The 23,335-nt window shown below is 66.6% G+C and carries 27 protein-coding genes; 20 read left to right on the top strand and 7 right to left on the bottom strand.

Going from position 1 to position 23,335, the window contains the following annotated elements:
- Window positions 1–332 precede the first annotated feature (332 nt).
- The 4 genes from E2E30_RS00345 (at window position 333) to E2E30_RS00330 (ending at window position 6,287) form a co-directional block, all read left to right on the top strand.
- Window positions 333–1,547, top strand: coding sequence for an N-acetylmuramoyl-L-alanine amidase (locus E2E30_RS00345; protein ID WP_133191849.1), 1,215 nt, complete (start codon window positions 333–335; stop codon window positions 1,545–1,547).
- A 172-nt stretch (window positions 1,548–1,719) separates the two neighbouring features.
- Complete coding sequence (locus tag E2E30_RS00340) at window positions 1,720–4,263, top strand: penicillin-binding protein 1A (RefSeq protein ID WP_133186189.1); 2,544 nt, start codon at window positions 1,720–1,722, stop codon at window positions 4,261–4,263.
- 135 nt (window positions 4,264–4,398) lie between these two features.
- Window positions 4,399–5,526: a peptide chain release factor 2 gene (gene prfB / locus E2E30_RS00335; RefSeq protein ID WP_133186187.1), complete on the top strand. Its 1,128-nt coding sequence runs from the start codon at window positions 4,399–4,401 to the stop codon at window positions 5,524–5,526.
- Window positions 5,526–6,287 carry a class I SAM-dependent methyltransferase gene (locus tag E2E30_RS00330; RefSeq protein ID WP_133186185.1) on the top strand — a complete coding sequence of 254 codons (762 nt, stop codon included), beginning with the start codon at window positions 5,526–5,528 and terminating at the stop codon, window positions 6,285–6,287. The genes prfB and E2E30_RS00330 overlap by 1 nt, the downstream gene beginning before the upstream one ends.
- On the opposite strand, the gene E2E30_RS00325 is transcribed toward E2E30_RS00330, so the two are convergent.
- Window positions 6,282–6,698 (bottom strand): JAB domain-containing protein, encoded by a 417-nt coding sequence (locus E2E30_RS00325; RefSeq protein ID WP_133186183.1) that lies wholly within the window; start codon window positions 6,696–6,698, stop codon window positions 6,282–6,284. The two genes, E2E30_RS00330 and E2E30_RS00325, sit on opposite strands and share 6 nt — an antisense overlap.
- A gap of 97 nt (window positions 6,699–6,795) precedes the next feature.
- Between E2E30_RS00325 and E2E30_RS00320 the strand changes: the two genes are divergently transcribed.
- The 8 genes from E2E30_RS00320 (at window position 6,796) to E2E30_RS00285 (ending at window position 13,063) form a co-directional block, all read left to right on the top strand.
- Window positions 6,796–7,590, top strand: coding sequence for a thymidylate synthase (locus E2E30_RS00320; protein ID WP_133186181.1), 795 nt, complete (start codon window positions 6,796–6,798; stop codon window positions 7,588–7,590).
- A 58-nt stretch (window positions 7,591–7,648) separates the two neighbouring features.
- Window positions 7,649–8,167, top strand: coding sequence for a hemerythrin domain-containing protein (locus E2E30_RS00315; RefSeq protein WP_133186179.1), 519 nt, complete (start codon window positions 7,649–7,651; stop codon window positions 8,165–8,167).
- Window positions 8,168–8,208: 41 nt separating this feature from the next.
- Window positions 8,209–8,679 carry a dihydrofolate reductase gene (locus E2E30_RS00310; RefSeq protein ID WP_133186177.1) on the top strand — a complete coding sequence of 157 codons (471 nt, stop codon included), beginning with the start codon at window positions 8,209–8,211 and terminating at the stop codon, window positions 8,677–8,679.
- Window positions 8,680–8,779: 100 nt separating this feature from the next.
- A complete protein-coding gene (locus E2E30_RS00305; protein WP_133186175.1) occupies window positions 8,780–9,946 on the top strand; it encodes a dipeptidase in 1,167 nt (388 codons plus the stop codon).
- A gap of 33 nt (window positions 9,947–9,979) precedes the next feature.
- Window positions 9,980–10,915 (top strand): bifunctional riboflavin kinase/FAD synthetase, encoded by a 936-nt coding sequence (locus E2E30_RS00300; protein WP_133186173.1) that lies wholly within the window; start codon window positions 9,980–9,982, stop codon window positions 10,913–10,915.
- A gap of 657 nt (window positions 10,916–11,572) precedes the next feature.
- On the top strand, window positions 11,573–11,896 hold the full coding sequence (locus E2E30_RS00295; RefSeq protein WP_133186171.1) for a glycine zipper 2TM domain-containing protein: 324 nt from the start codon (window positions 11,573–11,575) through the stop codon (window positions 11,894–11,896).
- A 72-nt stretch (window positions 11,897–11,968) separates the two neighbouring features.
- On the top strand, window positions 11,969–12,397 hold the full coding sequence (locus tag E2E30_RS00290) for an OsmC family protein (RefSeq protein ID WP_133186169.1): 429 nt from the start codon (window positions 11,969–11,971) through the stop codon (window positions 12,395–12,397).
- 108 nt (window positions 12,398–12,505) lie between these two features.
- Window positions 12,506–13,063, top strand: a complete 558-nt coding sequence (locus E2E30_RS00285; protein WP_133186167.1) for a glycine zipper 2TM domain-containing protein — start codon at window positions 12,506–12,508, stop codon at window positions 13,061–13,063.
- Window positions 13,064–13,118: 55 nt separating this feature from the next.
- Here the strand turns inward: E2E30_RS00285 and E2E30_RS00280 are convergent, their stop codons facing one another.
- Window positions 13,119–13,349: a hypothetical protein gene (locus E2E30_RS00280; protein ID WP_133186165.1), complete on the bottom strand. Its 231-nt coding sequence runs from the start codon at window positions 13,347–13,349 to the stop codon at window positions 13,119–13,121.
- Window positions 13,350–13,471: 122 nt separating this feature from the next.
- Between E2E30_RS00280 and E2E30_RS00275 the strand changes: the two genes are divergently transcribed.
- The 6 genes from E2E30_RS00275 to E2E30_RS00250 all read left to right on the top strand — a co-directional run bounded on the left by E2E30_RS00275 (window position 13,472) and on the right by E2E30_RS00250 (window position 17,352).
- Window positions 13,472–14,251, top strand: coding sequence for a hypothetical protein (locus E2E30_RS00275; protein WP_133186163.1), 780 nt, complete (start codon window positions 13,472–13,474; stop codon window positions 14,249–14,251).
- Window positions 14,252–14,342: 91 nt separating this feature from the next.
- Window positions 14,343–14,717 carry a fluoride efflux transporter CrcB gene (gene crcB, locus E2E30_RS00270; protein WP_133186161.1) on the top strand — a complete coding sequence of 125 codons (375 nt, stop codon included), beginning with the start codon at window positions 14,343–14,345 and terminating at the stop codon, window positions 14,715–14,717.
- Window positions 14,714–15,832: an RluA family pseudouridine synthase gene (locus tag E2E30_RS00265; RefSeq protein ID WP_133186159.1), complete on the top strand. Its 1,119-nt coding sequence runs from the start codon at window positions 14,714–14,716 to the stop codon at window positions 15,830–15,832. Before crcB ends, E2E30_RS00265 begins: the two co-directional genes overlap by 4 nt.
- Before the next feature lie 16 nt (window positions 15,833–15,848).
- A complete protein-coding gene (locus E2E30_RS00260; protein WP_133186157.1) occupies window positions 15,849–16,448 on the top strand; it encodes an FMN-binding negative transcriptional regulator in 600 nt (199 codons plus the stop codon).
- The gene (locus E2E30_RS00255) at window positions 16,445–17,134 is read left to right on the top strand and encodes an HAD-IA family hydrolase (RefSeq protein ID WP_240698989.1); all 690 of its coding nucleotides are present in this window, start codon (window positions 16,445–16,447) and stop codon (window positions 17,132–17,134) included. The genes E2E30_RS00260 and E2E30_RS00255 overlap by 4 nt, the downstream gene beginning before the upstream one ends.
- On the top strand, window positions 17,131–17,352 hold the full coding sequence (locus tag E2E30_RS00250) for a hypothetical protein (RefSeq protein WP_133186155.1): 222 nt from the start codon (window positions 17,131–17,133) through the stop codon (window positions 17,350–17,352). Before E2E30_RS00255 ends, E2E30_RS00250 begins: the two co-directional genes overlap by 4 nt.
- A 13-nt stretch (window positions 17,353–17,365) precedes the next feature.
- On the opposite strand, the gene E2E30_RS00245 is transcribed toward E2E30_RS00250, so the two are convergent.
- The 3 genes from E2E30_RS00245 to E2E30_RS00235 all read right to left on the bottom strand — a co-directional run bounded on the left by E2E30_RS00245 (window position 17,366) and on the right by E2E30_RS00235 (window position 19,853).
- On the bottom strand, window positions 17,366–17,623 hold the full coding sequence (locus E2E30_RS00245) for a hypothetical protein (RefSeq protein ID WP_133186153.1): 258 nt from the start codon (window positions 17,621–17,623) through the stop codon (window positions 17,366–17,368).
- A 131-nt stretch (window positions 17,624–17,754) separates the two neighbouring features.
- Window positions 17,755–19,224, bottom strand: coding sequence for a sensor domain-containing diguanylate cyclase (locus E2E30_RS00240; RefSeq protein WP_240698988.1), 1,470 nt, complete (start codon window positions 19,222–19,224; stop codon window positions 17,755–17,757).
- Window positions 19,225–19,271: 47 nt separating this feature from the next.
- Window positions 19,272–19,853, bottom strand: coding sequence for a hemerythrin domain-containing protein (locus E2E30_RS00235; protein WP_133186151.1), 582 nt, complete (start codon window positions 19,851–19,853; stop codon window positions 19,272–19,274).
- A 307-nt stretch (window positions 19,854–20,160) separates the two neighbouring features.
- Between E2E30_RS00235 and E2E30_RS00230 the strand changes: the two genes are divergently transcribed.
- Together E2E30_RS00230 and E2E30_RS00225 are read left to right on the top strand one after the other, a co-directional pair.
- Window positions 20,161–21,057 (top strand): helix-turn-helix transcriptional regulator, encoded by an 897-nt coding sequence (locus E2E30_RS00230; protein ID WP_189675945.1) that lies wholly within the window; start codon window positions 20,161–20,163, stop codon window positions 21,055–21,057.
- Window positions 21,058–21,294: 237 nt separating this feature from the next.
- Entirely contained in the window at window positions 21,295–21,915 is a 621-nt protein-coding gene (locus E2E30_RS00225) for a helix-turn-helix transcriptional regulator (protein ID WP_165954424.1), read from the top strand.
- On the opposite strand, the gene E2E30_RS00220 is transcribed toward E2E30_RS00225, so the two are convergent.
- Both E2E30_RS00220 and E2E30_RS00215 read right to left on the bottom strand, forming a co-directional pair.
- The gene (locus E2E30_RS00220) at window positions 21,903–22,160 is read right to left on the bottom strand and encodes a hypothetical protein (RefSeq protein ID WP_133186144.1); all 258 of its coding nucleotides are present in this window, start codon (window positions 22,158–22,160) and stop codon (window positions 21,903–21,905) included. The two genes, E2E30_RS00225 and E2E30_RS00220, sit on opposite strands and share 13 nt — an antisense overlap.
- A gap of 136 nt (window positions 22,161–22,296) precedes the next feature.
- Window positions 22,297–23,241: a lycopene cyclase family protein gene (locus tag E2E30_RS00215; protein WP_133186142.1), complete on the bottom strand. Its 945-nt coding sequence runs from the start codon at window positions 23,239–23,241 to the stop codon at window positions 22,297–22,299.
- Between the last annotated feature and the right edge of the window lie 94 nt (window positions 23,242–23,335).

Here is a 23,335-nt window from a genome sequence, read left to right as displayed (position 1 = left end):
GCAGCATGCGAACGTCAACCTGGATGGGCCGCGCCAAAGGATTGTGGGGCGGCCAAGTGGCCCTGAACGCTGCCTGAACCAGGCAGAGGACGGGGTACTGTCTATTGCGTAGCATCCCCTGTCGTGCGCAGCAACTGGCAGCTTTTTGCCGGGCACCGGCAAATCTATGCCTACCCCGGCATTAACCGCACCCGGCAAGGCGGTCTTGCGACCTCGCCCTCTACCCAAGCTGCATGACCGCATCCCCCGCTCCCGCCGATTGTCGTGCCTGCACCGGGCAGCCAACGCCTTTTCGCTTTACCGCCCCTGCGATCCGGCTGCATTACAAGACGGTGTCGTTCCTCCTCGCATTGCTGGCCTGCTGGTTTGCCGGTGCTCCCGGCTGGGCGGCGTCGATCGAACGCGTCGAGGTGAAGCACGACCGGATCGTGCTGCGCTTCGACCAGCCGATCGCCGATGCGTCGAGCTTTATCCTTGCGCAGCCGCAGCGCATCGCGCTCGACCTCAAGGGCGCGCGGCCGGGCGGCGCGCTGACGAGTGGCGGCGCGATCTCGGCGGTACGACTCTCGCCACGCGGTCCCGACGGCGTGCGCATCGTGTTCGATCTCGCGCGGCCGACGCTGATCACCGAAGGCCAGTTCGGCCGCGACGGGCGCGAGCTGACGCTCGAATTGCGTACCGTCGACGACACGACCTTTGTCCGCGCCGCAAGCGAGCGCCGGATGCACTTCCTGCCGCCCTTCACGATGGGGCTGGCGCAAGCGGCCGATACGAGCGGCTACCAGGTCACCGTGCCGATCCCGCCCGCGCGGCGCAGCGCAGGCCTGCCGCGGATCTATGGCGACGACGACAGCCGCCCGCTGGTGGTGATCGATGCCGGGCATGGCGGCGTCGATCCGGGCGCAATCTCGCCGCTCGACGGGCGGCGCGAGAAGGACGTGACGCTCAAGATCGCCAAGGCGATCCGCGACGAATTGCTCCGCTCGGGCCGCGTGCGGGTGGCGCTGACGCGCGACGACGATCGCTTCCTCGTGCTGCAGGAACGCTTCGGCATCGCGCGACGGCTCCGCGGCGACCTGTTCATCTCGATCCATTGCGACAGCGTCGGCTCGGGCAATGCGAGCGGAGCGTCGGTCTACACGCTGTCCGAAGTCGCCTCCGACAAGGAATCGGCCAAGCTCGCGGCGCGCGAGAACAAGGCCGACATCATCTCGGGCGTGAACCTCGCCTCGACGTCGGCCGACATCTCCTCGATCCTGATCGACCTGACGCAGCGCGAGACGATGAACGCCTCGGCGAGCTTCGCGCGGCTGCTCGGCCGCGAGGCGCAGCCGCTGATCCCGGTCAAGGCCAACTTCCACCGCATGGCGTCGCTGATGGTGCTGAAGGCGCCCGACATGCCCTCGATCCTGTTCGAGACGGGCTATATCTCGAACCCGCACGACGCCGACTTCATCGACAGCGCCGAGGGCCGCCACAAGATCGCGCAAAGCATCGAACGCGCGGTCCAGGTCCATTTCGCGCGGCGGATGGCGTCCAGAGACTAACCCCCTCTCCCAACGGGAGAGGGAGGGGCCCGCTCGACGCAGTCGAGTGGGAGGGTGAGGGCAGCGCCCGTCGCCATCGCCCGCAATGTCCCGTCGCTTCGCTCCTCCTTCCCCAAGTGCAGAGGGACAAGGCTGGCAAGCCTCGCGAATCTTGCTAGAGCCTCACCCCGATATGGCCGAACCCGAAAACAGCGTGAATTTCCGTATCCGTCGCGAGATCGACGGGTTCGCCGGCGTGGTCCAGCGTGTCTGGGGGCGCTGGTGGGTCAAGACGCTCGCCGCGCTCGGCGTGCTTGGTGTGCTCGGCGCGACGGTGTTCTATTTCGCGTTTGCCGCAGGCCTGCCCTCGGTCGACAAGTTGCGCACCTATGAGCCGCCGTTGCCGACCAATGTCCGCGACGTCGATGGCATGCCGATCCACGCGTATGCGCGCGAGCGCCGCGTCGAGCTGAGCTACGACGAATATCCGACGCTGCTGGTGCGCGCCTTCCTCGCCGCCGAGGACAAGAACTTCTTCGAGCATCACGGCGTCGACTATCTCGGCATTGCGAGTGCGGCGGTCAACAATCTGACCAGCGGCAAGCGCCCCGCCGGCGCCTCGACGATCACGCAGCAAGTCGCCAAGAACCTGCTGATCGGCAACGAGACGAGCTATGCGCGCAAGATCAAGGAGGCGATCCTCGCCTACCGGATCGAGGATACGCTGACCAAGCCGCAGATCCTCGAGCTCTACCTCAACCAGATCGCGCTCGGCCGCAACGCGTTCGGCGTCGAGGCGGCGAGCTACGCCTATTTCGGCAAGGATCTGACGCAGCTCGATCTCGCGCAGATGGCGTATCTCGCGATCCTGCCCAAGGGCCCGTCGAACTACGATCCCGTTCGCCACGCCGACCGCGCGCTCGGCCGCCGCGCGTATGTGCTGCGCGAGATGCTCAAGAACGGCTTCATCACCCAGGCGCAGCACGACCAAGCGCGCGCCGAGCCGCTCGGCACCGTGCCGCGCCAGACCCCCAAGACCGAGACCGCGGGATCGGGCTATTTCGTCGAGGAAGTGCGCCGCCAGCTGATCGACAAGTTCGGCGAAGACGAGCGCGCCGGGCCGTACAGCGTCTATTCGGGCGGGCTGTGGGTGCGGACCTCGCTCGACGAGAAGATGCAGGATTACGCGCAGACCGCGTTGCGCCAGGGGCTGCTGCGCTTCGACCAGGGGCGCGGCTGGTCCGGGCCGATCGGGCATGCCGAAATCACCGACGACAGGTGGCAGGGCGCGTTGCTCAACACCAATATCGGGCTCGACTATGATGACTGGCGCGCCGCGATCGTGATCGCGCGCGATGCCAGCGCGGCGCAGCTCGGCTTCTCCGACGGCAGCACCGGGACGCTGCCGCGCTTCGCCGCGCAAATGCCGGTGCGGGGCGGCGGCGGAACCGCATTTGCCAAGATGGTACCCGGCGACATCATCGCGGTCGCGCCCAGCGGGAGCGAATTCGCCTTGCGCTCGGTGCCCAAGATCTCCGGCGCGTTCGTCGTCGAGCAGCCGCAGACCGGCCGCGTGCTGGCGATGCAGGGCGGGTTCGACTTCCGCGTCCAGGCGTTCAACCGCGCGACGCAGGCGATGCGTCAGCCGGGGTCGACGATCAAACCGATCGTCTATGCCGCAGCACTCGAAGGCGGGATGACGCCCGCCTCGATCATCGTCGACGGTCCGTTCTGCGTCTATCAGGGCGCGCGGTTGGGCCAAAAATGCTTCAAGAATTTCGGCGGCGTCGGCGGATCGGGCGCGCATACGATGCGCTGGGGCGTGGAGCAGTCGCGCAATTTGATGACGGTGCGCGCCGCCGCGACCACCGGCATGCCGCACGTCGTGTCGCTGATGGACCGCATCGGCGTCGGCAAATATCCGCCCTACCTCTCCTTCGCGCTGGGTGCTGGGGAGACGACGGTGTCGCGGATGGTCAACGCCTATGCGATCCTCGCCAACCAAGGGCGTTCGCACCCCTCGTCGCTGATCGATTTCGTCCAGGATCGCCACGGCAAGGTGGTCTGGCCCGAGAATTGGCATGCGTGCGACCGCTGCAACGCGCCCGACTGGAACGGCTGGCCGATGCCGCGACCGGTCGCGGGCGGCAAGCAGATCGTCGATGCGATGAGCGCGTACCAGATGATCCACATCGCCGAGGGCGTGATCCAGCGCGGCACCGCAACCGTATTGCGCGATCTCGACCGGCCGATCTTCGGTAAGACCGGCACCAATACCGGGCCGACCGACGTGTGGTTCATCGGCGGCACGCCGCAGATGATCGGCGGGCTGTATATCGGCTATGACACGCCACATTCGCTTGGCGGCGGCGCGCAGGGCGGGACGCTCGCTGCGCCGATCTTCAAGGCGTTCGCGGTGAAAGCCTATGAGGGGATGGACAAGCTCCCGTTCCGCGCGCCCGCCGGGATCCGCATGGTCCGCATCGACCGGCAGAGCGGCAAGCCGGTGTTCGGCGCTTGGCCGAGCGACGACCCCAAGGCATCGGTGATCTGGGAAGCGTTCAAGCCCGAGAGCGAGCCGCGTCGCGTGATCCATCGCGGTACGATCGTGCCCGATCCCGCCGCAGCCGCCACGGCCGCAGCCGCCGCTACAGCGCGCGCGCGCGCGGCGACGCAGGCGCAGAGCGAGGCGCGCAAGGATAGCGACTTCTTGCAAAAGCAGGGTGGCATCTACTAGCGACGGTCGTTGCCCCGGCGCCAATCTCACAGGGGGCCGGGGCCGCCCGGTTGTCGCGGGACAATTGGCGTCTCGCATCCTATATAGCGGCCCCGGCCTTCGCCGGGGCGACGAATTCAAGTCTGGAGTAACCCCATGCGCGCTGAAGCGCAGGCTCATATCGATTCGATCAAGGACGCGCTCGCGCTGCTCCGCCGCTTCCTCGACTGGGACCGCGCGCTGCGCCGGCTCGACGAGCTCAACGCGCGCGTCGAGGACCAGGCCTTGTGGAACGACCCCAAGGCGGCACAGGTCGTGATGCGCGAGCGTCGCCGGCTCGAGGAGGCGATCACCGCCACGCGCGCAATCGAGAGCGAGCTCAACGACACCGCCGAGCTGATCGAGATGGCCGAGGCCGAAGGCGATACCGAGATGGAGGCCGAGGGCGTATCCGCGCTCGCCGATCTCGCCGCGCGCGCCGACAAGGACAAGGTCAAGGCGCTGCTCGCGGGCGAGGCCGATGGCAACGACACCTATATCGAGGTCAATGCCGGTGCCGGCGGGACCGAGAGCCAGGATTGGGCGGGCATGCTCAGCCGGATGTATTCGCGCTGGGGCGAGCGCCACGGTTTGAAGGTAGAGCTGATCGACCAGCATTCGGGCGAACAGGCCGGGATCAAGTCGGCGACGCTGCTGCTGAAAGGCGAGAACGCCTATGGCTATGCCAAGACCGAGAGCGGCGTCCACCGCCTCGTCCGCATCAGCCCGTACGACAGCGCCGCGCGCCGCCACACCTCGTTTGCCAGCGTGTGGGTCTATCCGGTCGTCGACGACAATATCGAGGTCGAATATAACGAGAGCGACCTGCGCATCGACACCTATCGCGCATCCGGCGCGGGCGGGCAGCACATCAACACGACCGATTCGGCGGTGCGCATCACGCACATCCCGACCGGCATCGTCGTGCAGTGCCAGAACCAGCGCAGCCAGCACAAGAACAAGGCCGAAGCGTACAACCAGCTCCGCGCGCGACTCTACGAGCGCGAGCTCGCGATCCGCGAAGCCGCGGCCAATGCCGAGAATGCCGGCAAGACCGACATCGGCTGGGGCCACCAGATCCGCTCCTACGTGCTCCAGCCGTATCAGATGGTGAAGGATTTGCGCACCGGCGTGACCTCGTCGAGCCCGTCCGACGTGCTCGACGGCGATCTCGAAGCGTTCATGGCGGCCGCATTGTCGCAGCGTGTGACCGGCGAGACGGTCGAGGTCGAGGACGTCGAATAATGCGCGCTTCCCCCGTCTGTCCGTCCCCGGCGAGACGGGGGAAGGCCGCCCTGGTCGGCGTGGCGCTTCTCGCGCTTGCTGCGTGCGACGGCGGTTCGGCGACGGTGCCCGATCGCAGCCCGAAGGTCGGCCCCTTCCCCGCCGCCGATCGACCGGTCGCCGCGATCGTCTCGGCGCGCTGGTCGACCGAGGAGAATCGCGACCGGCTCAATGAAGCGGGCGAAGTGATGGCCAAGGCCGGGATCAAGCCCGGCATGACCGTCGCCGATATCGGCGCGGGCGAAGGCTATTACACGATCCGCCTCGCCAACCGCGTCGGCAAGGAAGGCCGTGTGCTCGCCGAGGACATCGTCGCTGACGTCCGCGATGCGCTCGCGCTGCGGGTGGCGCGCGAACATCTCGAAAGCGTGAGCGTCCGGCTCGGCGCGCCGAACGATCCGCGGCTGCCGGCCGCCAGCTTCGATCGGATCCTGATGGTCCATATGTATCACGAGATCGAGCAGCCCTACGAATTCCTGTGGCGGATGCGCCCGTCGCTCAAGCCCGGTGGCCTCGCGATCGTCGTCGACGCCGATCGCCCGACGCAGAATCACGGCACCCCGCCCGCCTTGCTCAAATGCGAGTTTGCCGCGGTCGGCTATAGCGAAGTCGCGACCTATGACATGCCGTCGGCGGGCGGCTATCTCGCCGCCTTCCGCGCGACGGGCCCGCGCCCCGAGCCGAGCGCGATCAAGGCGTGCCGGCTCCACGCCCGCTCATAGCAGTCCGCGCGCGCGAAAACTGCGATAGCCGTGCGCTGCGATCACGAGATGGTCGAACAGTGCCACGTCGATGAATTGCAACGCCTGCGCGATCCGGCGCGTGAGCCTGTAATCGGCGGCGCTCGGCGTCGGATCGCCGCTCGGATGGTTGTGCGCCATCACCACCAGCGCGCAGTCGGACGCGAGCGCATCGGCGACGATCGTGCGAAACGGGATCGTCACCGCATCGACCTGGCGCGGCGGAAGGTGTCGCATCGCGAGAAGCCGCCATTCCGGATCGAAATAGCCAAACGCCGCGACCTCCTGCGCGGCGGTCGCGATCGGCAGGAAGCGCGCGAGGACGGCGTCGGGCAGATCGAGCGCCGCGCAAGCGCCGCGATTCGCGCGCTCCTCGAAAAGCCCCGTCCCCATGCCGCGCTCTGCGCAGCGGCTCCGCACGGCGCCACACAAAGCGTCTCCAAAACGGCAACGGTTGGCGTCGCGGCACGGGCGCGCTAGACCCCCGGCCATGCAAGCCTATCTCGACCTGATGCGCCGCGTGCTCGACCACGGCACCCCCCAGATGGACCGCACCGGCACGGGGACGCTCTCCGTCTTCGGCCACCAGATGCGTTTTGATCTGGCCGCTGGCTTCCCGCTGCTGACCACCAAGAAGCTGCATCTGCGTTCGATCGTGATCGAATTGCTGTGGTTCCTGCGCGGCGACACCAATGTCGACTGGCTGCGCGAGCGCAAAGTCAGCATCTGGGACGAATGGGCCGACGAGAAGGGCGATCTTGGCCCGGTGTACGGCAAGCAATGGCGCGACTGGGAAACGGCGGACGGCCGCCACATCGACCAGATCGCCGAGCTGATCGAGCAGATCAAAACCAACCCCGCCTCGCGCCGCCAGATCGTCAGCGCGTGGAACCCGGGCGATCTCCACGCGATGGCGCTCGCGCCGTGCCATTGCCTGTTCCAGACGCATGTCGCGAATGGCAAGCTCTCGCTCCAGCTCTACCAGCGCAGCGCCGACATCTTTCTCGGCGTGCCCTTCAACATCGCGAGCTATGCGCTGCTGACGATGCTGCTCGCGCAGCAATGCGATCTCGAGCCCGGCGAGTTCATCTGGACCGGGGGCGATTGCCACCTGTATTCGAACCATCTCGACCAGGCGCGCGAACAGCTGTCGCGCACGCCGGGGCCGCCGCCGCGGCTCGAGATCCTGCGCAAGGCGGACGCGATCGACGGCTATGCCTATGAGGATTTCGTGCTCCACGATTATGTCGCGCAGCCGCATATCAAGGCAGCCGTCGCGGTCTGACACGGAACCGCGCGGCGCGATGCGCGCTTAGCTCCTGCAATTCACGCAGGGGCCGATCATGGACATCACGCAACTCATCCTCGACGAACACGGCCAGCAGCGCGCGCTGTTCGCGCAGATCGAACAGATCGATCCCAAGGACACGACCGCACTGTCGGCGCTGTGGAACCGCCTCCACGCACTGCTCGATTCGCATGCCGAGGCCGAGGAGCGCTTCTTCTATCCGCGCCTGATGCAAATCGGCGAAGGCGGCAACGATGCCGATTCGGCCGCCGAGGAGACCGAGGACGCGATCGAGGATCATAACGACATCCGCGACACCGCCGCTGCGGTCGACAAGGAAGAGGTCGGCAGCACGGCGTGGTTCGAGGCGCTCGGCGAATGCAACAAGGCGAACAGCGACCATATGGCGGAGGAAGAACGCCAGGGCCTGACCGACTTCCGCCTCAATGCGACGCTGCAGGAGCGCCACGATCTCGGGGTCAAGTTCGCCACCTTCGAGGCCGAGCATCTGACTGGCGTCAAGGCGGTCGACAAGGATCCCAAGACGTGGGTCAAGGATCACGCACCAGACTGAGCCCTCTCGCCAATCGCGGCGCGCGCGGGCATGACGGCGGCATGATCACGCTATACCTCGCGCGCGCCGACAATGGCGTCATTGGTGTTGACGGCAAACTGCCGTGGCACCTTCCTGCCGACCTCAAGCGCTTCAAGGCGCTGACGATGGGCAAGCCGATGCTGATGGGGCGCAAGACCTTCGAGAGCTTCCCGTCGCCCCTGCCCGGCCGCCGCCATATCGTGCTGACGCGCGACCCGCTTTGGGCTGCGGCTGGCGCAGAGGTTGCCCATTCGGTCGACGAAGCGCTCGCGCTGGCGGGCGATGGCGATATTGCAGTGATCGGAGGTGCCGAGATTTTCGCGCTGCTGCTGCCCCGCGCCGAAGCCATCGAGCTGACCGAGGTGCATGTGAGCCCGCCCGGCGATGCCGTCGTGCCGCCCTTAGACGGCTGGCACGAGCGGGCTCGCGACCCGCATCCGGCCGACGGCGCGCGTCCAGCCTATGCCTTCGTGACGCTCAGCAGGCGGTGACCGCCAGCGGCTTGTCGCCGCGCCGACGATCCCGCATACCCCGCGCTGACCGGACGCGGCAGACCCTGCCCGAGAAAGCCGGCACGACGGGGAGAGCGAGATGCGCAAGGTGCTGGCTGGGGTAGCGGTGCTCATCGTGCTCGGCCTGATCGCCTTCTTCGTGCTCGCCCCCGGGATCGTCGAGCGGTCGATGAACAAAGTCGAACCCATAGCGCTTGCCATCAGCCCGCGTGCCCGCGCGCTGCATGCCACGCTGCAGATCGCCGACATGCACGCCGATACGCTGCTGTGGCAGCGCAGCCTGCTCGACCGCGCCGACCGTGGGCAGATCGACCTGCCGCGCTTGCTCGCGGGCAATTACGCGCTGCAGATCTTCTCTTCGGTGACCAAGACGCCGAAACACCAGAATTACGATTCGAACCGCGCCGACAGCGACAACATCACCGCGCTCGCGATCGCCGATCTCCAGCCGCCGCGGACTTGGGGTTCGCTGCTCGAGCGCTCGCTGTGGCACGCGCAGAAGCTCGATCGCTATGCCGCCGCCTCGAACGGCCAGCTGCGCGTGATCCGCACCCCCGCCGAGCTCGACCGCCTCCTCGCCGACCGCGCGCGCGGGCAGAAGGTCGTCGGCGGCCTGCTGTCGATCGAGGGGTTGCAGGATCTCGAGGGCAAGCTCGCCAATCTCGAGAGGCTCCACGCCGCCGGGTTCCGCATGGCGGGGCTTGCGCATTTCTTCGACACCGAAGTCTCGGGTTCGATGCACGGCGTAGCGAAGCGCGGGCTTACCCGGCTCGGACGGCAGGTGGTGCGGCGGATGGAAGCGATCGGCATGATCGTCGATGTCGCACATTCGAGCCACGCGACGATCGCCGAGGTGATCGGCATGGCGCGCCGCCCGATCGTCGCGAGCCATGGCGGGGTGCAGGCGACCTGCAAGGTCAACCGCAACCTGACCGACGACGAGATTCGCGGGATCGCGCGCACCGGCGGGGTGATCGGCATCGGCTATTGGGATGCCGCGATCTGCTCGACCAAACCCGCAGCGGCCGCCGCCGCGATCGCGCATGTCCGCGACGTGGCCGGGATCGACCATGTCGGGCTCGGTTCCGACTTCGACGGCGCGGTGACGACGGGGTTCGATGCGAGCCAGCTTGCCGCCGTCACGCAAGCGCTGATCGACCGCGGCTTCAGCGACGCCGATGTGGCCAAGGTGATGGGCGGCAACGTGCTGCGCGTGCTCCGCGCCGGGATCGCGCCCGCCCCCTAGCGCGCGCGCGAAGCCGACCGTATAGCCGACGCCATGAAGCGGCTCGACGGCGGCTCGACGGTTCCGGCGGCGATGCGCGCTGGCATCGTCGCGCTCGGGAATTTCGATGGATTTCACCTGGGGCATCAGGCTGTGGTCGGGCTTGCCGTCGCGCGCGCGCGCGCCGAGGGGCGGCCCGCGCTGGTCGCGACGTTCGATCCGCATCCCGTACGGCATTTCCAGCCCGACAACGCCCCCTTCCGCTTGACCACACTCGACCAGCGCGAGCGGCTGTTCGCTGCGGCGGGTGCCGATGCGATGGTCGTCTTCCAGTTCGACGCAGCGCTCGCCGCGTTGACCGCGCGCGAATTCGTCACCGATCGGCTGATCGACAAGCTCGGGGTCGGCGGCGTGGTGACCGGCGCGGATTTTACCTTCGGCAAGGCCAAGAGCGGCAATGTCGCGGTGCTCGCCACACTTGGCATCGAGCACGGCTTTGCGGTCGAGACGGTCGGCGCAGTGACGCTCGACGGTGTTGCCGTCTCGTCGAGCCGGATCCGCGACTTGCTCAAGGCGGGGGACCCGCGCGGCGCGGCCAAGCTGCTGACGCGCCCCTTCACGGTCGCGGGAACGGTGCAGCATGGTGACAAGCTCGGTCGGACGATCGGCTATCCCACCGCCAATCTCGACATGGGGAAATATCTCCGGCCTGCGTACGGCATTTATGCGGTGCGCGGGCGGCTGGCCGATGGGCGTGTGCTCGACGGTGCGGCGAACCTCGGGATCCGGCCGAGCTTCGATCCGCCGAAGGAATTGCTCGAGCCGTATTTCTTCGATTTTTCCGAAGACCTGTATGGCCAGCAGATCGAAGTCGAACTGATCGAGTATCTGCGCCCCGAAGCGAAATTCGACACGCTCGAGGCGCTGACGACGCAGATGGGGGCCGACTGCGCGCGCGCGCGCGACATTCTGGCGGCCGAGCCCCGCTGAGCCGCCGTCTCTGCGTCGCGCATCTTCGACAAAAAGGGGCTGGCAGTGCTGCCGCCCCCTGTCGCCGGACTTCGATCCGCTTGGCGGGTTGCTGGCAAACCTACCCGCGCCATCAGGTTTCGGCGGCTCGCGCCCCCTGCGCCGCCAAGCGACGCCAGGTCTTGCGTTCGGTCGCCAGGAGCGGGCCGGCTCTCGCGAACCGTTCCACCCGGAATCCCGGTGGCCAGCACGGCGCTCAAGTTGAATCGCAGGCCACGCTTGCGATATCTTTTCTCGCGGCCGTAAACCCCTGGGGAGGCGCCTGCCCTTCTGCCCGATGCCCTCGTCGCGACACCGGCCTGGTTTCCCGCGGGCACCTAGGCTGACGTCGCGACATAAGCGCCTGATGCCGCTCCTGTTTCCGGTCACGCCGTCGCTCGCCGACAGTCGAGATGCCCTCACGACTTGCGAGTTGCACCAAGGCCGCAAATGCTATCGCCGCGCTGTGAATAGTGCAGAAAGCGTGAACAGATCCGCCTCGTCATTCTCGGCTTTGTCGCGGCGCTTCGACTTTCTGAACGCGAGGTTGTTTCAGGTTCATGCAACCTGACTAAAACGCCCATCGTTACCGCTTTGGACTTCATCCAGAGCAAAATGCATTCCACGGGAGTTTTACCAATGCGCACCTTGATCCTCGCACTCAGCGCGGCAGCCGTCACTATCCCCGCAACGATGGTCGCCCCCGCGACGCACGCCGAAGCGCGGGACCACCGCCATCACTATCAGCCGCGCGTCTATGAGGGCCGCGACGGCCGTCGCTATTGCCGCCACTCGGACGGCACGACCGGCCTGCTCGTCGGCGGCGTCGGCGGCGCGCTGCTCGGCAATTCGATCGCGGGCCGCGGCGACAAGACGCTCGGGACCGTGCTCGGTGGCGTTGCCGGCGCCTTCGGTGGCCGCGCGCTCGATCGCGCCAGCACCGCGGACCGCCGCTGCAACTAACCAGCCCCATACGGCGTATACCACAGGCGCGGATCGGCAACGGTCCGCGCCTTATCTTTTGGAGAATACCCCATGACGACTCGCAGCGGATCGGCCAGCTATGATGGCCTTGGCAAGGATGGTAAAGGCCATGTCTCGACGCAATCGGGCGTGCTGTCCGACACGCAGTACGGCTTCAACAGCCGCTTCGAAGAGGGCGCGGGCACCAACCCCGAGGAACTGATCGCCGCCGCGCATGCGAGCTGCTTCACGATGGCGCTGAGCTTCGCGCTCGCCGGTGCCGGGTTCACCGACGGCAAGCTCGAGACGACCGCGAAGGTTACGATCGACAAGGACGGCGACGGCTTTACCATCACCAAATCGGCGCTCGATCTCAAGGCGAGCGTCGCGGGTATTTCGCCCGAGCAATTCGAGACGATCGCGCTCGATGCGAAGCAGAATTGCCCGGTTTCGAAAGTGCTCAACGCCGAAGTGACGCTGACGCACAGTCTCCACGCCTGATCTCTTGCGGGGGCGTGAACGGGCCGTAGTTTCCCGTTCACGCAACCTCCGGGCATGCCGACGGTTCTACCTGCAATCCAGCACGGATTGTCTCAAGGAGCATTCGACATGCGCAAGTTTCTTCTCGCAGCCGTAATGGCCGCGACCTCGCTTTCGGCGATCCCCGCGACCGCGCAAGACTATCGCGGCGACCGCCAGGACCAGCGCCGCGATGACCGCGCCGACCGCCGCGACGATCGCCGTGATGAGCGGGCCGACCGCCGCGATGACCGCCGGGACTATCGCCAGGACGCACGTCAGGATTGGCGTCAGGACCGCCGCCAGGATGCGCGCCAGCGCAATTGGCAGCAGTATCGCAGCTACGACTATAATCGCTATGAGCCAGGCCAGCGGACCTATCTGGCCGACCGTTACTATCGCGACGGCAGCTATTATCAGCCGCGCCGGCTCGGTCGCAACGACCGCATCTATCGCGGTGGCGACAACCGCTATTACTGCCGCCGCAGCGACGGCACGACCGGCCTGATCATCGGCGGTCTCGCCGGCGGCCTGCTCGGCAATTCGCTCGCGAGCGGTGGATCGCGCACGCTGGGTACGTTGATCGGTGGCGGCGCGGGCGCGCTGCTCGGCCAGTCGGTCGATCGCGGCCAGGTCCAGTGCCGCTGAGCGCGACACGTACTTAACCACAGGGCCCGGCGCGAAAGCGTCGGGCCTTTTGCTGTCAGATCACGCCGCCGCCAAGGACGAGACGGATCACCGCGACAATGAGCACGAACAGGTTGAAATTGCGGCCCGAGCGATAGCCCGACAGCATCCCGAGCGCCGCGCCGACAATGGCGATCGGGATCGCCAGATAATTGGCGAGGCCGAAGAACGGCACCAAGCCGACCAGCGCCACCGGCAAGGCGACGAGTCCGGCCAAGATCGAAATCAGATTGACGATGAGTCCCATATCCGGACCATGAACCAAGATAAGCCGCCTGCGCAAGCGCGCCGCAAACGGGTATGCTATGCCCAACCAATTATTAACTGCAGCCGGTCCAAAGGGTGCAGTGGGTGTGGAGCGTCACGTCGATGAGTCGTAAGCGGGTCTTTCTGAGCGTTCTGGTGCTGCCGCTGGCGTTGATGGCGTGCGGCAAGCGCGATGGCGAGCGCGATCTCGACACGCTCGACAACGAACTGGTCGATGCCGGCACCGGCGCGCCCAATAGCAGCGATCCGGCGATGACGTCGGCGCTGCACGATCAGATCATGGTCGACCCGTCGCTCGCGCAGCAATCGAACGCGAACACCGTCCGGCCCCCGGCGCAACCCTATTCGGGCGGCGTGCCGCCCGTCACGATCGCGCAGACCGCCGGTGGCGCGGCCGGCACCCAAGGCAGCGCGGTCAGCCAGCGCGCCAAGCAAGCCCCAGCGCCGACCACCAAGGACTGCCCGAATTGCAAGGCGGCGCGCGACTCGCTCACGCTCGGCGCGCTCGCTGCGAATCAAACCGACAAGCGCACCAGCGCATGCGCCGGGTCGATGCGCTATTCGGCGGCCTGGGCCGACCGTGTGCCCGGCGACGTGCCGCTCTATCCCGGAGCACGCGTCGTCGAGGCGGCTGGTGCCGATACCGCAGCGTGCCATCTGCGCGCGGTCAGCTTTGCGACGAACGCCTCGCTCAAGACGGTGATCGACTGGTACTATACCCGCGTCACCAATGCCGGTTTCAGTGCCGATCATCAGTCCGACGGCGCCGAGCACACGCTTGGTGGGACGCGGCAGCGCGATGGCGGGGCGTATGTGCTTTTCCTCACCAGCCGCCGCGATGGCGGGACCGATGTCGATATGGTGGCCAATAACGGACGCTAGCCGCCCGCGCTGCTGACGCCGAAGGCCAGGCAAACCGCCACCGTTGCGCGCGAGGTTCTCATTGCGTGCGATTCGCGCTAACGCACGCAGCATGTATCATCTCATCCTCGTCATGGCGGGCGGCGCGCTCGGTTCCGCTGCGCGTTTCCTCGTCGGCCGCGCCACGCTCGCGCGCTTCGGCCCCGATTATCCCTTTGGCACGCTGACCGTGAATTTGGTCGGCGGCTTCGCGATGGGGCTGCTCGTCGGCATCCTCGCCCGCCACAGTGCGGGCGAGAACTGGCGCCTGCTGCTCGGCGTCGGCGTACTCGGCGGCTTCACCACCTTCTCGTCCTTCTCGCTCGACGTCGTGTCGCTGATCGAACGCGGCGATCTCGCGACCGCGCTCGGCTATACACTGCTCTCGGTCGTCGGCGCGATCGTTGCGCTGTTCCTCGGCCTCTCGCTCACGCGGGTGGCGGCATGAGCATCGACACGCCCAAGCCGAGCAAGGCGACTTCGGACGTCCGCCAGTTCAACGTCGGCGCCGACGATGATGGCATCCGGCTCGATCGCTGGTTCAAGCGGCATCTGCCCGACACGAGCTTCACGACCGTCGCCAAATGGGCGCGGACCGGGCAGCTGCGCATCGACGGCGCGCGCGCCAAGCCGGGCGATCACGTCGTCGCCGGCCAGTCGATCCGCGTGCCCCCGGCCGAACCGGTCCGCGTCGACGCCCCCGTCAAGCGCGAGCGCCCGCCGCTGAGCGACGACGAGATGACCTTCGCGCGCGAAATGGTGATCCACCGCGACGCGCAAGTGATCGTGCTCAACAAGCCCCCCGGCCTCGCCACGCAGGGCGGGACCAAGACGATCGAGCATGTCGATGGCTTGCTCGACGCGCTGCAGGACGATCTCGAGGGGCGTCCCAAGCTCGTCCACCGGCTCGACAAGGATACGTCGGGCGCACTCGTCATCGCGCGCACCGCGCGTGCCGCTGGGTTCCTGTCGAAGTCGTTCTCGTCGCGCACCGCGCGAAAGACCTATTGGGCGCTGGTCGTTGGCGTTCCCTCGATCGAGGACGGCACGATCGAACTGCCGATCGGCAAGCAGCCCGGCTCGGGCGGCGAGAAGATGCACGTCGACGAGAAGGAGGGCTCGCCCGCCCGCACGCGCTACCGCGTGATCGAGATGGCGGGCACGACCACCGCCTGGGTCGAACTGATCCCCTACACCGGCCGCACGCACCAGCTGCGCGTCCATCTCGCGGCGATCGGCCATCCGATCGTCGGCGACGGCAAATATGGCGGGCAGGCCGCGTTCCTGACGGGCAACATCAGCCGCAAAATGCATCTGCATTCGCGGCGCATCCGGATCGATCACCCCGATGGCGGGCAGATCGACGTCCAGGCCGAACTGCCGACGCATTTCGCCGAGAGCCTCAAGCAACTCGGTTTCGACGAGATGCTCGGCAACACCATGCCGCTCGAGGAGCCGCCACCCCCGAGCCGCGCGGTCAAGAAGCAGCAGGCGCGCCAGCACAACAAGACGATGCGCAAGGACCGCAAGGGCGAACGCCGCCGGCGCGGCGCAGCGACCTGAGCGTCGCGCGCGGCTGATGCATCCCGATTCGACCTTTCGCTGGGAAGACCGCGCGGAGATGCGCGATCTGGTGCGCGAGCTCGGATTCGGCACGCTGTTCGCCGCGACGCCCGACGGGCCGCGCGTGGCGCATTTGCCGGTGGTGTGGCGCGATGAGACCACGCTCGCGCTGCATGTCTCGCGCGGCAACGGCATCACCAAGCATCTCGATGGCGCGACGGGACTGTTCGTCGCGCAAGGGCCTGATGGCTATATCAGCCCCGACTGGTACGATCTCGGCAACGAGCAAGTGCCGACGTGGAACTACGTCGCGGTCGAGCTCGAGGGTCGGATGCGGCGGCTCGATCAAGCGGGGCTGGTCAGCCAGCTCGACCAGCTCTCGGCCGAACAGGAAGCACGGCTTGCCCCCAAGCCCGCCTGGACGCGCGCGAAGATGACCCCTTCCGTGTTCGACCAGATGACGCGCGGGATCGTCGGCTTCACGCTCGAGGTGCAAGGCTGGCGCGGCACGCGCAAGCTCGGGCAGAACAAGCCCGACGCGGCGCGCCTCTCGGCGGCGGACGGCGTCGAGGCGGCCGGACGGCGCGGGATCGCTTATTGGATGCGCAACGCATGAGCACGATGCAGACCTCTACCCCCAACCGCCTCGCTTTGTTCGATTGCGACGGCACGCTGGTCGACAGCCAGGACAATATCTGCCGCTCGGTCGAGGAAGCGTTTTCGATCGCGCGGATCGAGGCGCCACCGCGCGCGGCGATCCGCCGGATCGTCGGGCTGAGCCTGGTCGAGGCGATGCGGATGCTGCTGCCGACGGGCGACGACGCGCTCCACCGCAGTCTGGCGCAGGATTACAAGGACGCCTTCTTCCGGCTGCGGACCTCGGGCGCGATGGCCGAGGAGCCGCTGTATGAGGGGATCGTCGACGTGCTCGACAGCCTCGCGGCAGACGGCTGGGTGCTCGGCGTCGCGACGGGAAAGTCCGACCGTGGCCTCGCGCATATCCTCGCCCACCACGGCATCGCCGCGCGCTTCGTCACGCTGCAGACCGCCGATCGCCATCCCTCGAAGCCGCACCCCTCGATGATCGCGACCGCGATGGCGGATGCCGGCGCGGTTCCGGCGACGACGGTGATGATCGGCGATACGAGCTTCGACATGCTGATGGCGCGCGCCGCCGGTGTGCGCGCGCTCGGCGTGGCCTGGGGCTATCATCCGGTCGGCGAGCTGACCGCTGCCGGCGCACACGCCGTTGCCGACGTGGTCCCGGCGTTGCCGCGGCTGATGCAGGAACCGATCGCATGACCGACGCCGACACCACCGCGCGCAATCGCTATTTCCTGATCACCGGCACGCGGATGGCCGGTGCTGCGGGCGCGATCCTCGGCTTGATCCTGATCGCACGCTCGCACGCGACCTTTCCCAAGGTGATCGGCACCGCGCTGGTGCTGTCGGCGCTGCTGATGATCGCGACCGTTCCGCGCGCGCTGGCGCGCCGCTGGCGCACCCCGCCCGAGGCATAACGCGGGTCGCGCGTCAGGGCTGGGTTTCGACCAGTTCGGCGATCTCGAAGACATGGCTTTTCCAGCCGCGCTGTGCCGCTGCCTCCGCGAGCGCCGACTTCTTGCGCTTGGCCTCGGCAAGCGACTTGGTATGGCCCCAGAACACCTCGCTCTTGCCGTTGGCGAGCAGCGCGACGATCCGCCAATAATGCGTGAACGCCGTGCTCGTCGGCCCGATCGTCTTGACATAGCCGTCGGGCAACGTCGCGGTGAGGTAGCGCTTCTTTGCCACGGCTCAGCCCTGTGGCGCGAGCCGTGCGGCACAGCAAATGGCGTTCATCGAAACTCTCCTGGCGGCGCGGTGTAATCCTCCCTTAGGCGATTGCCCCGTCCTGCCACCATCCCTTCGCCGTACGCGTGCGGCTATCCCGCGGAGCGCCGATAGACGCTCACCGTCCCGCGCCGTGCGCGCTTGGCTTCGTACAGCGCGATATCGGCGTGGTGGAGCAAGTCGCTGCGGTCGCGCACCTCGCGGTCGAGCCATGCCGCGCCTATCGTCGCCGACACCGTCATCCCGTCCTCGCCCGTGCCACCGAGCCGGCGCAGATCGCGCGCCAGCCGGTCGAGCAGCCCGGTGAGATCCTGCAACGCGGTGTCGCGCGTGATCAGCAGGACGAATTCGTCACCGCCGAGCCGCGCCGCAAAGGTCCCGGCGAGATATTCGGCGCCAAGGCACGTCGCCACTTGTCGCAACACCGCATCGCCCGCGAGATGCCCCTGCGTGTCGTTGATCGTCTTGAAATGGTCGAGGTCGATCAGCGCGAGCGCGAGCCGCGTGTCTTGCCGGCGCGCCGTCGCCAGTGCCTCGTCGAGCGTTTCGTTGAAATAGGCGCGATTGGCGAGGCCGGTGAGATCGTCGCGCCGCGCGCTGTGGCGCAATTGCTGCTCCATCCGATAGCGAATCGTGATGTCCTGCATCACGCCGATCACCGCGACTGCCTTGCCGTCGCGCAATTCGAGCTCGCCCATCGAGCAGATCCGGCGGATGGCGCCCTGCGCGGTCACGAAATCGGTCTCGACCGAAAAGGGAACGCCGGTCTCGATCGTGCGCCCCAGCGCATCGACCACTTGGCTCCGCGCCGCTGGCGGATAGAAAGCGAGCGCCTCTTCGAGACCGGGCTTCACCCCCAGCGCCATGCCGTGGATCGCATAGATTTGATCGGACCATTCGGTGCGATTGTCGTCGAGCGTCAGCCGCCACGATCCGATATTGGCCATCCGCTCAGCCTGTCGGAACTGGCGATGCGTGATGTCGAGCCGCTGCATCGCCGCGCCGCGCTCCTGCGCGAGGATGCTCGCGCGCGCGGCGAGCGCACGCGCGGAAAGCAGCGATTCGGCCAGATGCCCGAGCTCGCACAGCACGGTCGCTTCGTCGGGGCTGAGCGTGCGTGGCTGATCATCGATGACGCACACCGTGCCCATCGGATAGCTGCGCTCGGGCATCGCGGGATCGGTCGCGCGGATCGGCACGCCGGCATAGAAGCGGATGTGCGGCGCTCCGAGCACCAGCGGATTGTCGGCAAAGCGCGGATCGCGCGTCGCGTCGGGCACGACCAGCAACCCGTCGTCGCGGATGGCATGCGCGCAGAACGAGTGTGCGCGCGGCGTCTCGCTCGCATCGAGCCCGCGCTTCGCCTTGAACCATTGGCGATCCTCGCCGACTAGCGACAGCAAGGCGATCTTGGTGCCGAGCAATCGCTGCGCACAGGCGATGATCGTTTCGAATTCCGCCTCGGGGGGCGTGTCGAGAATGTTCAGGCCATCGAGCATTGCAAGGCGGCGCGTTTCGTCGTTTCCGGCGAAGGCACCGAAGGCGTGATCCATCTCGGTCATTTCGCGGGATAGCCATCGTGCGGTTAAGGAACCGCTATCGCCACAGCTCAGCTGACGCGGCGTTCGCCGTGTTCGAGCATTGCGGGAATGACGATTTCTTCCTCGTCGGCCAGATGCCGGACGAGTTGCGCGAACAGGATGTGGCTCGTGCCGGCATAGGCATCGACTGCGGGGCGAGAATCGCCCGGCATGCCGAATGCGCGCAGCATCGTGCGTGCAGCGTCGAGCGTCGCCTCTAGCCCGGCATGGATGATCCCATGGTCGCTCTCGAGCACATCGAACCCCGCCGCCATGCGCGGATCGAGCGCGCGGAATTTGGGGAAATAGGCCTGGTCTTCGATTCCGTGATGTCCGCTCAAATGGTGCAGGAAGTGATTGAGCCCCGGAACGAGCGCAGCCTGAAACGCGCCGACCGCCATGCGGCCCTCGCGAAAGCTCGCGGTCATGCCGTCGAGTCGCGCCGTCTGTTCGCGCAGGCTGGCATGGACGTGCAGCCAGAACGCGGTCAGCTCGCCATAATTGCGATGGCTTTGCCACTTCGCCGCAGGATAGGCCGCACGCAAATAGGCGATCTCGTCGGACAGCCCCGTCCGATCGGGCAGCAGGACAGACGCGGGAGAAAGAGTCATGACGCGGCTCTCAGACGGCGGAAGGTCCGCGTCAAGGCGTTCGGCACACAGCCGCTTTGCACTTCTCCCATACTCTGGAGCGGACGATGGTTAAAACGACATTGACCGAACAAAGTACGCGCGACAGGATGCGCCGATGGCGGTTGATGGTTCGATAACGCGAAGAATTCCACCTGCCGCTATCGACTCCGTGTCGCCCATGAGCGCTTGCCGCAACGAGCAGAATGAAGCGGCCGCGACCACGATTCCAATCGACTATTATTCAACCGAGGGTTTGCCTGCGGAGGACCGCTATCGGGCTTGGCTCATGCGCAATTGGCCCCGCGAGAGAGCCGTCTACCGTACCGAACCTACCGAGCCATTCAACACATGCTGGGAAGCATCGCAACTGGGCGAGGTGACGTTCGTCTATACGGAGATCACCGGACAGCGCTGGGAACGCCGCAAGGAAGACATTCGCGAGTCGGATTTCGATCCGATCATCATCAATCTGATGATTGAAGGGCTGGCGCAGGGGGATATGAACGGGCAAGCCTTCTACGAACCCGCTGGATCGCTGCATTTCCACGATCTCGGTCTGCCGTCGCTGCACGTCTCGACCGCCAGCAAGACCTATGCCGTCATCATCCCGCGCGCTGTTGCCCACGCCCGTTTCGGGCCGCTCAGCGCGCTGCACGGTCTTGTCGTGTCCCCACCGAAAAGCGACATGCTGTTCGCGCACGCCGCGCAGGTGCGTCGATCGCTCCCGCGGCTGAGCGCCGCGCTGGCGCCCGCGCTCGGTCGCGTCTTCCTCGATTTGATCGAGATATTGGTTGGCGACGTCGCGCCGGGCGAAACGCCGAGGACGTCGCCCGAACAGGCTCTGCTGTCGCGCGCCAAGGAAGAGATCGAACGGCGACTGGGAGCCGGCAATATCACCGCGGCCAATTTGTCAGAGGTGCTTGGCGTGCCGCGTGCGCGGCTATTCGCCGCGTTCGCCGAGACGGGTGGCCTGCATGCCTATATCGTCTCGCAGCGCCTGGAGCGGGCGCGGACCGCAATCGCCGAAGTCGACCGCGGCGAAACGATCGGCGCCATTGCGCACCGGCTGGGGTTTAGCGACGCTTCGCACTTGAGCCGCAGTTTCCGCACGCGCTTCGGCATGACGCCGCGCGAATATCGCGGTCTCGTCGGCGCGCAAACGGCTCGCGATCTGGCGTCCTGACTCGGTACGGTTCTTCAACTATTTTGCTCTTGTCATTCTATCGTTACACATGCGACGTAATTGCCGCGGTTAAGCAACCATTAACAATAAAATGGAGCAACCGCGGGTAACAAGGACGGGGATAGTAACGATGGGCCGTTTCGAGCGGGCGTCGAACAAGCGCGCGGGGGCTCAACAGACTTTTCCGCAAAAACCGTGTGCGTCGAGCCGATGCACGGGGTTGGGACGGCGCTGCGCATGGTAATCGAGCGTTCCATACCTTTGCAGAGCGTACCTCCTATTTTCGCGCGGAGCCACGCGTCCGAGACACCCGCGTCGCATGACGGCAGCCTGTGCCACTGGCTGATGACCGATCCCGTGCCGCGTGTGCTGGTCGATCGCAACCTGCGACTCGTCTGGGCTAACGAGGCCGCGGACTCGTTCCTGGCGCAGCGTCACGATCTCGAAGTGCGCAAGGCCGCGCTGGGCGCGGTCGATAGCGCGCAACACGCGCAGCTGGTCGATGCGATCGGCGCCAGCACTGATACGACGCGCTGCTGGGAATTGCTCAGCGCAGACGACAATCATATCGTGATGCAGATCCGCCGCCTCAGCGATCTCGATCGACCGCTCATCGCCGTCACCTTCTGGCGCACCGAAACGCCGCGCTTCGCCAATCTCAGCCGGGTGTTCGATCTCACCAAGGCCGAACATGCGGTGCTGCTGAAGTTGCTGAATGGCAGCGTCGCCGACGGCATCGCCGAATGTCACGGGGTCTCGCTCGATACAGTGCGTACCCAAATCAGGTCGATCTACGCAAAGCTCGATGTCTCGTCGCGCGAAGGACTGTTCCACAAGGTCATGGCCTATGTGCTGTGACCTGCGATCACCCGCGCGGCGCCCCGGTCATCACCAATATTGGTGATGCATATTGATACGCGCGCCGCGCTGGGATAGCGTTCGGTTTCGACAGAATAGTGGCGCTGCAGAATCCTCCTATGCAATATTGGCGTGTCATTTCTTCTGCGCAGACCGACGGCAGCGAGATTCTCTTCGCGGTTGCCGACGGTGATCGCCTCACGTTGATCGGTCGCTGCCAGTGGCTCGCCGAAAGTTCTGGTCACCCCGCATGCTGGTGGAGCGACGATCTCTGCCGCGCGGTTGTGCCCACGCACTGGCTGCCGTTGCCGACGCTCAGGCCCGCGCTTCAGAGCGCCGCTGCGCCAGTCGCGCGCATGCCCGCTTGAATCCGTTCGGCCGTCACACCGTCATATCCATCGCTATCTCGGCGAGGACCGTGCAGCGACGATCGGGTTCATCGCGCAGCGTGGCGAACAACGCGGCGCGCGCGGCGACCTCGGGCGCAATCTTTGCGGCCGCGCGTGCGCGAGCCGCGGCATAGGCTGCCGGCGTCCATTCGGGGAGCGCGATGACGGCCTGGGCCAGCGCCGCCGCCGATCCCATCGCCGACGGCAGCAGCGGATGCGGCGGAAGCGATGACCAGCGCGGATCGACGGCAAAGGACAGCGCAATCTCGCGCGGCGCCCGCAGGGTCGTGACCGCAAAGCGCACCGGCAAGGTAAGCGGTGTCGCATCGAAGCGTAAGGCGCGCGCCATCACGCCGTGCCGTCCGATCGGGAAATACTGCCAGACTGCCGCCCCGGTCCGCCCCGCGAGCACCGAGTCGAGCAGAATAGGGTAGCGAAGCCCGAGTGGATCGGGACTGCGATAATCGATCATGGTGGCCAGGATCGCTGGCCCCGCGGTGGGCGGCGGTGGTCGGAGATCGAGCACGAGGCCGGCCCGAATTTCGCCGCGCGGCGTCGCGATGATCTGGTCGCCGCGAGGTATCGCCGAGACGTTGCGCCAGCATCGCGCCGAGCCAAGGTAGGCGCACACTTCGGCATGGAGTTGTGCCGGGTCGATCAAACCGAGCGCGTCGGCCACGCTGTGCGTCTCGTCGCCCAGCTCGACATAGTAGCGCGGCCATTCCCCGACGATCAGGGGCTCGATGACCAGCGACATCGCCGTCCCTACGTCGCGCAGCCGGAACGGCGCGATCGGGCCACCGCCGAAGCGATCGCACGCTTCGATGAGGAGGACCCGCGCGTCGGGCCGCCAGCGCGCCAGTGCCAGGGCGACCAGACTTCCGTGTAATCCCCCGCCGACGATTGCCACGTCGATCGTCCGCGACTCGATCGACATTGCGCCCCGCCTCTCCCCTCTGCGCGCTCGGCCATCCGGTTCCGGTCGCGCTATGATGTTCTTAACGTGTCAATAAGGGACAGATGCCGCGGCG

This window comes from Sphingomonas sp. AAP5 (assembly GCF_004354345.1).
Lineage (GTDB): Bacteria > Pseudomonadota > Alphaproteobacteria > Sphingomonadales > Sphingomonadaceae > Sphingomonas > Sphingomonas glacialis.
This window is presented reverse-complemented; position numbering and strand designations above follow the sequence as displayed.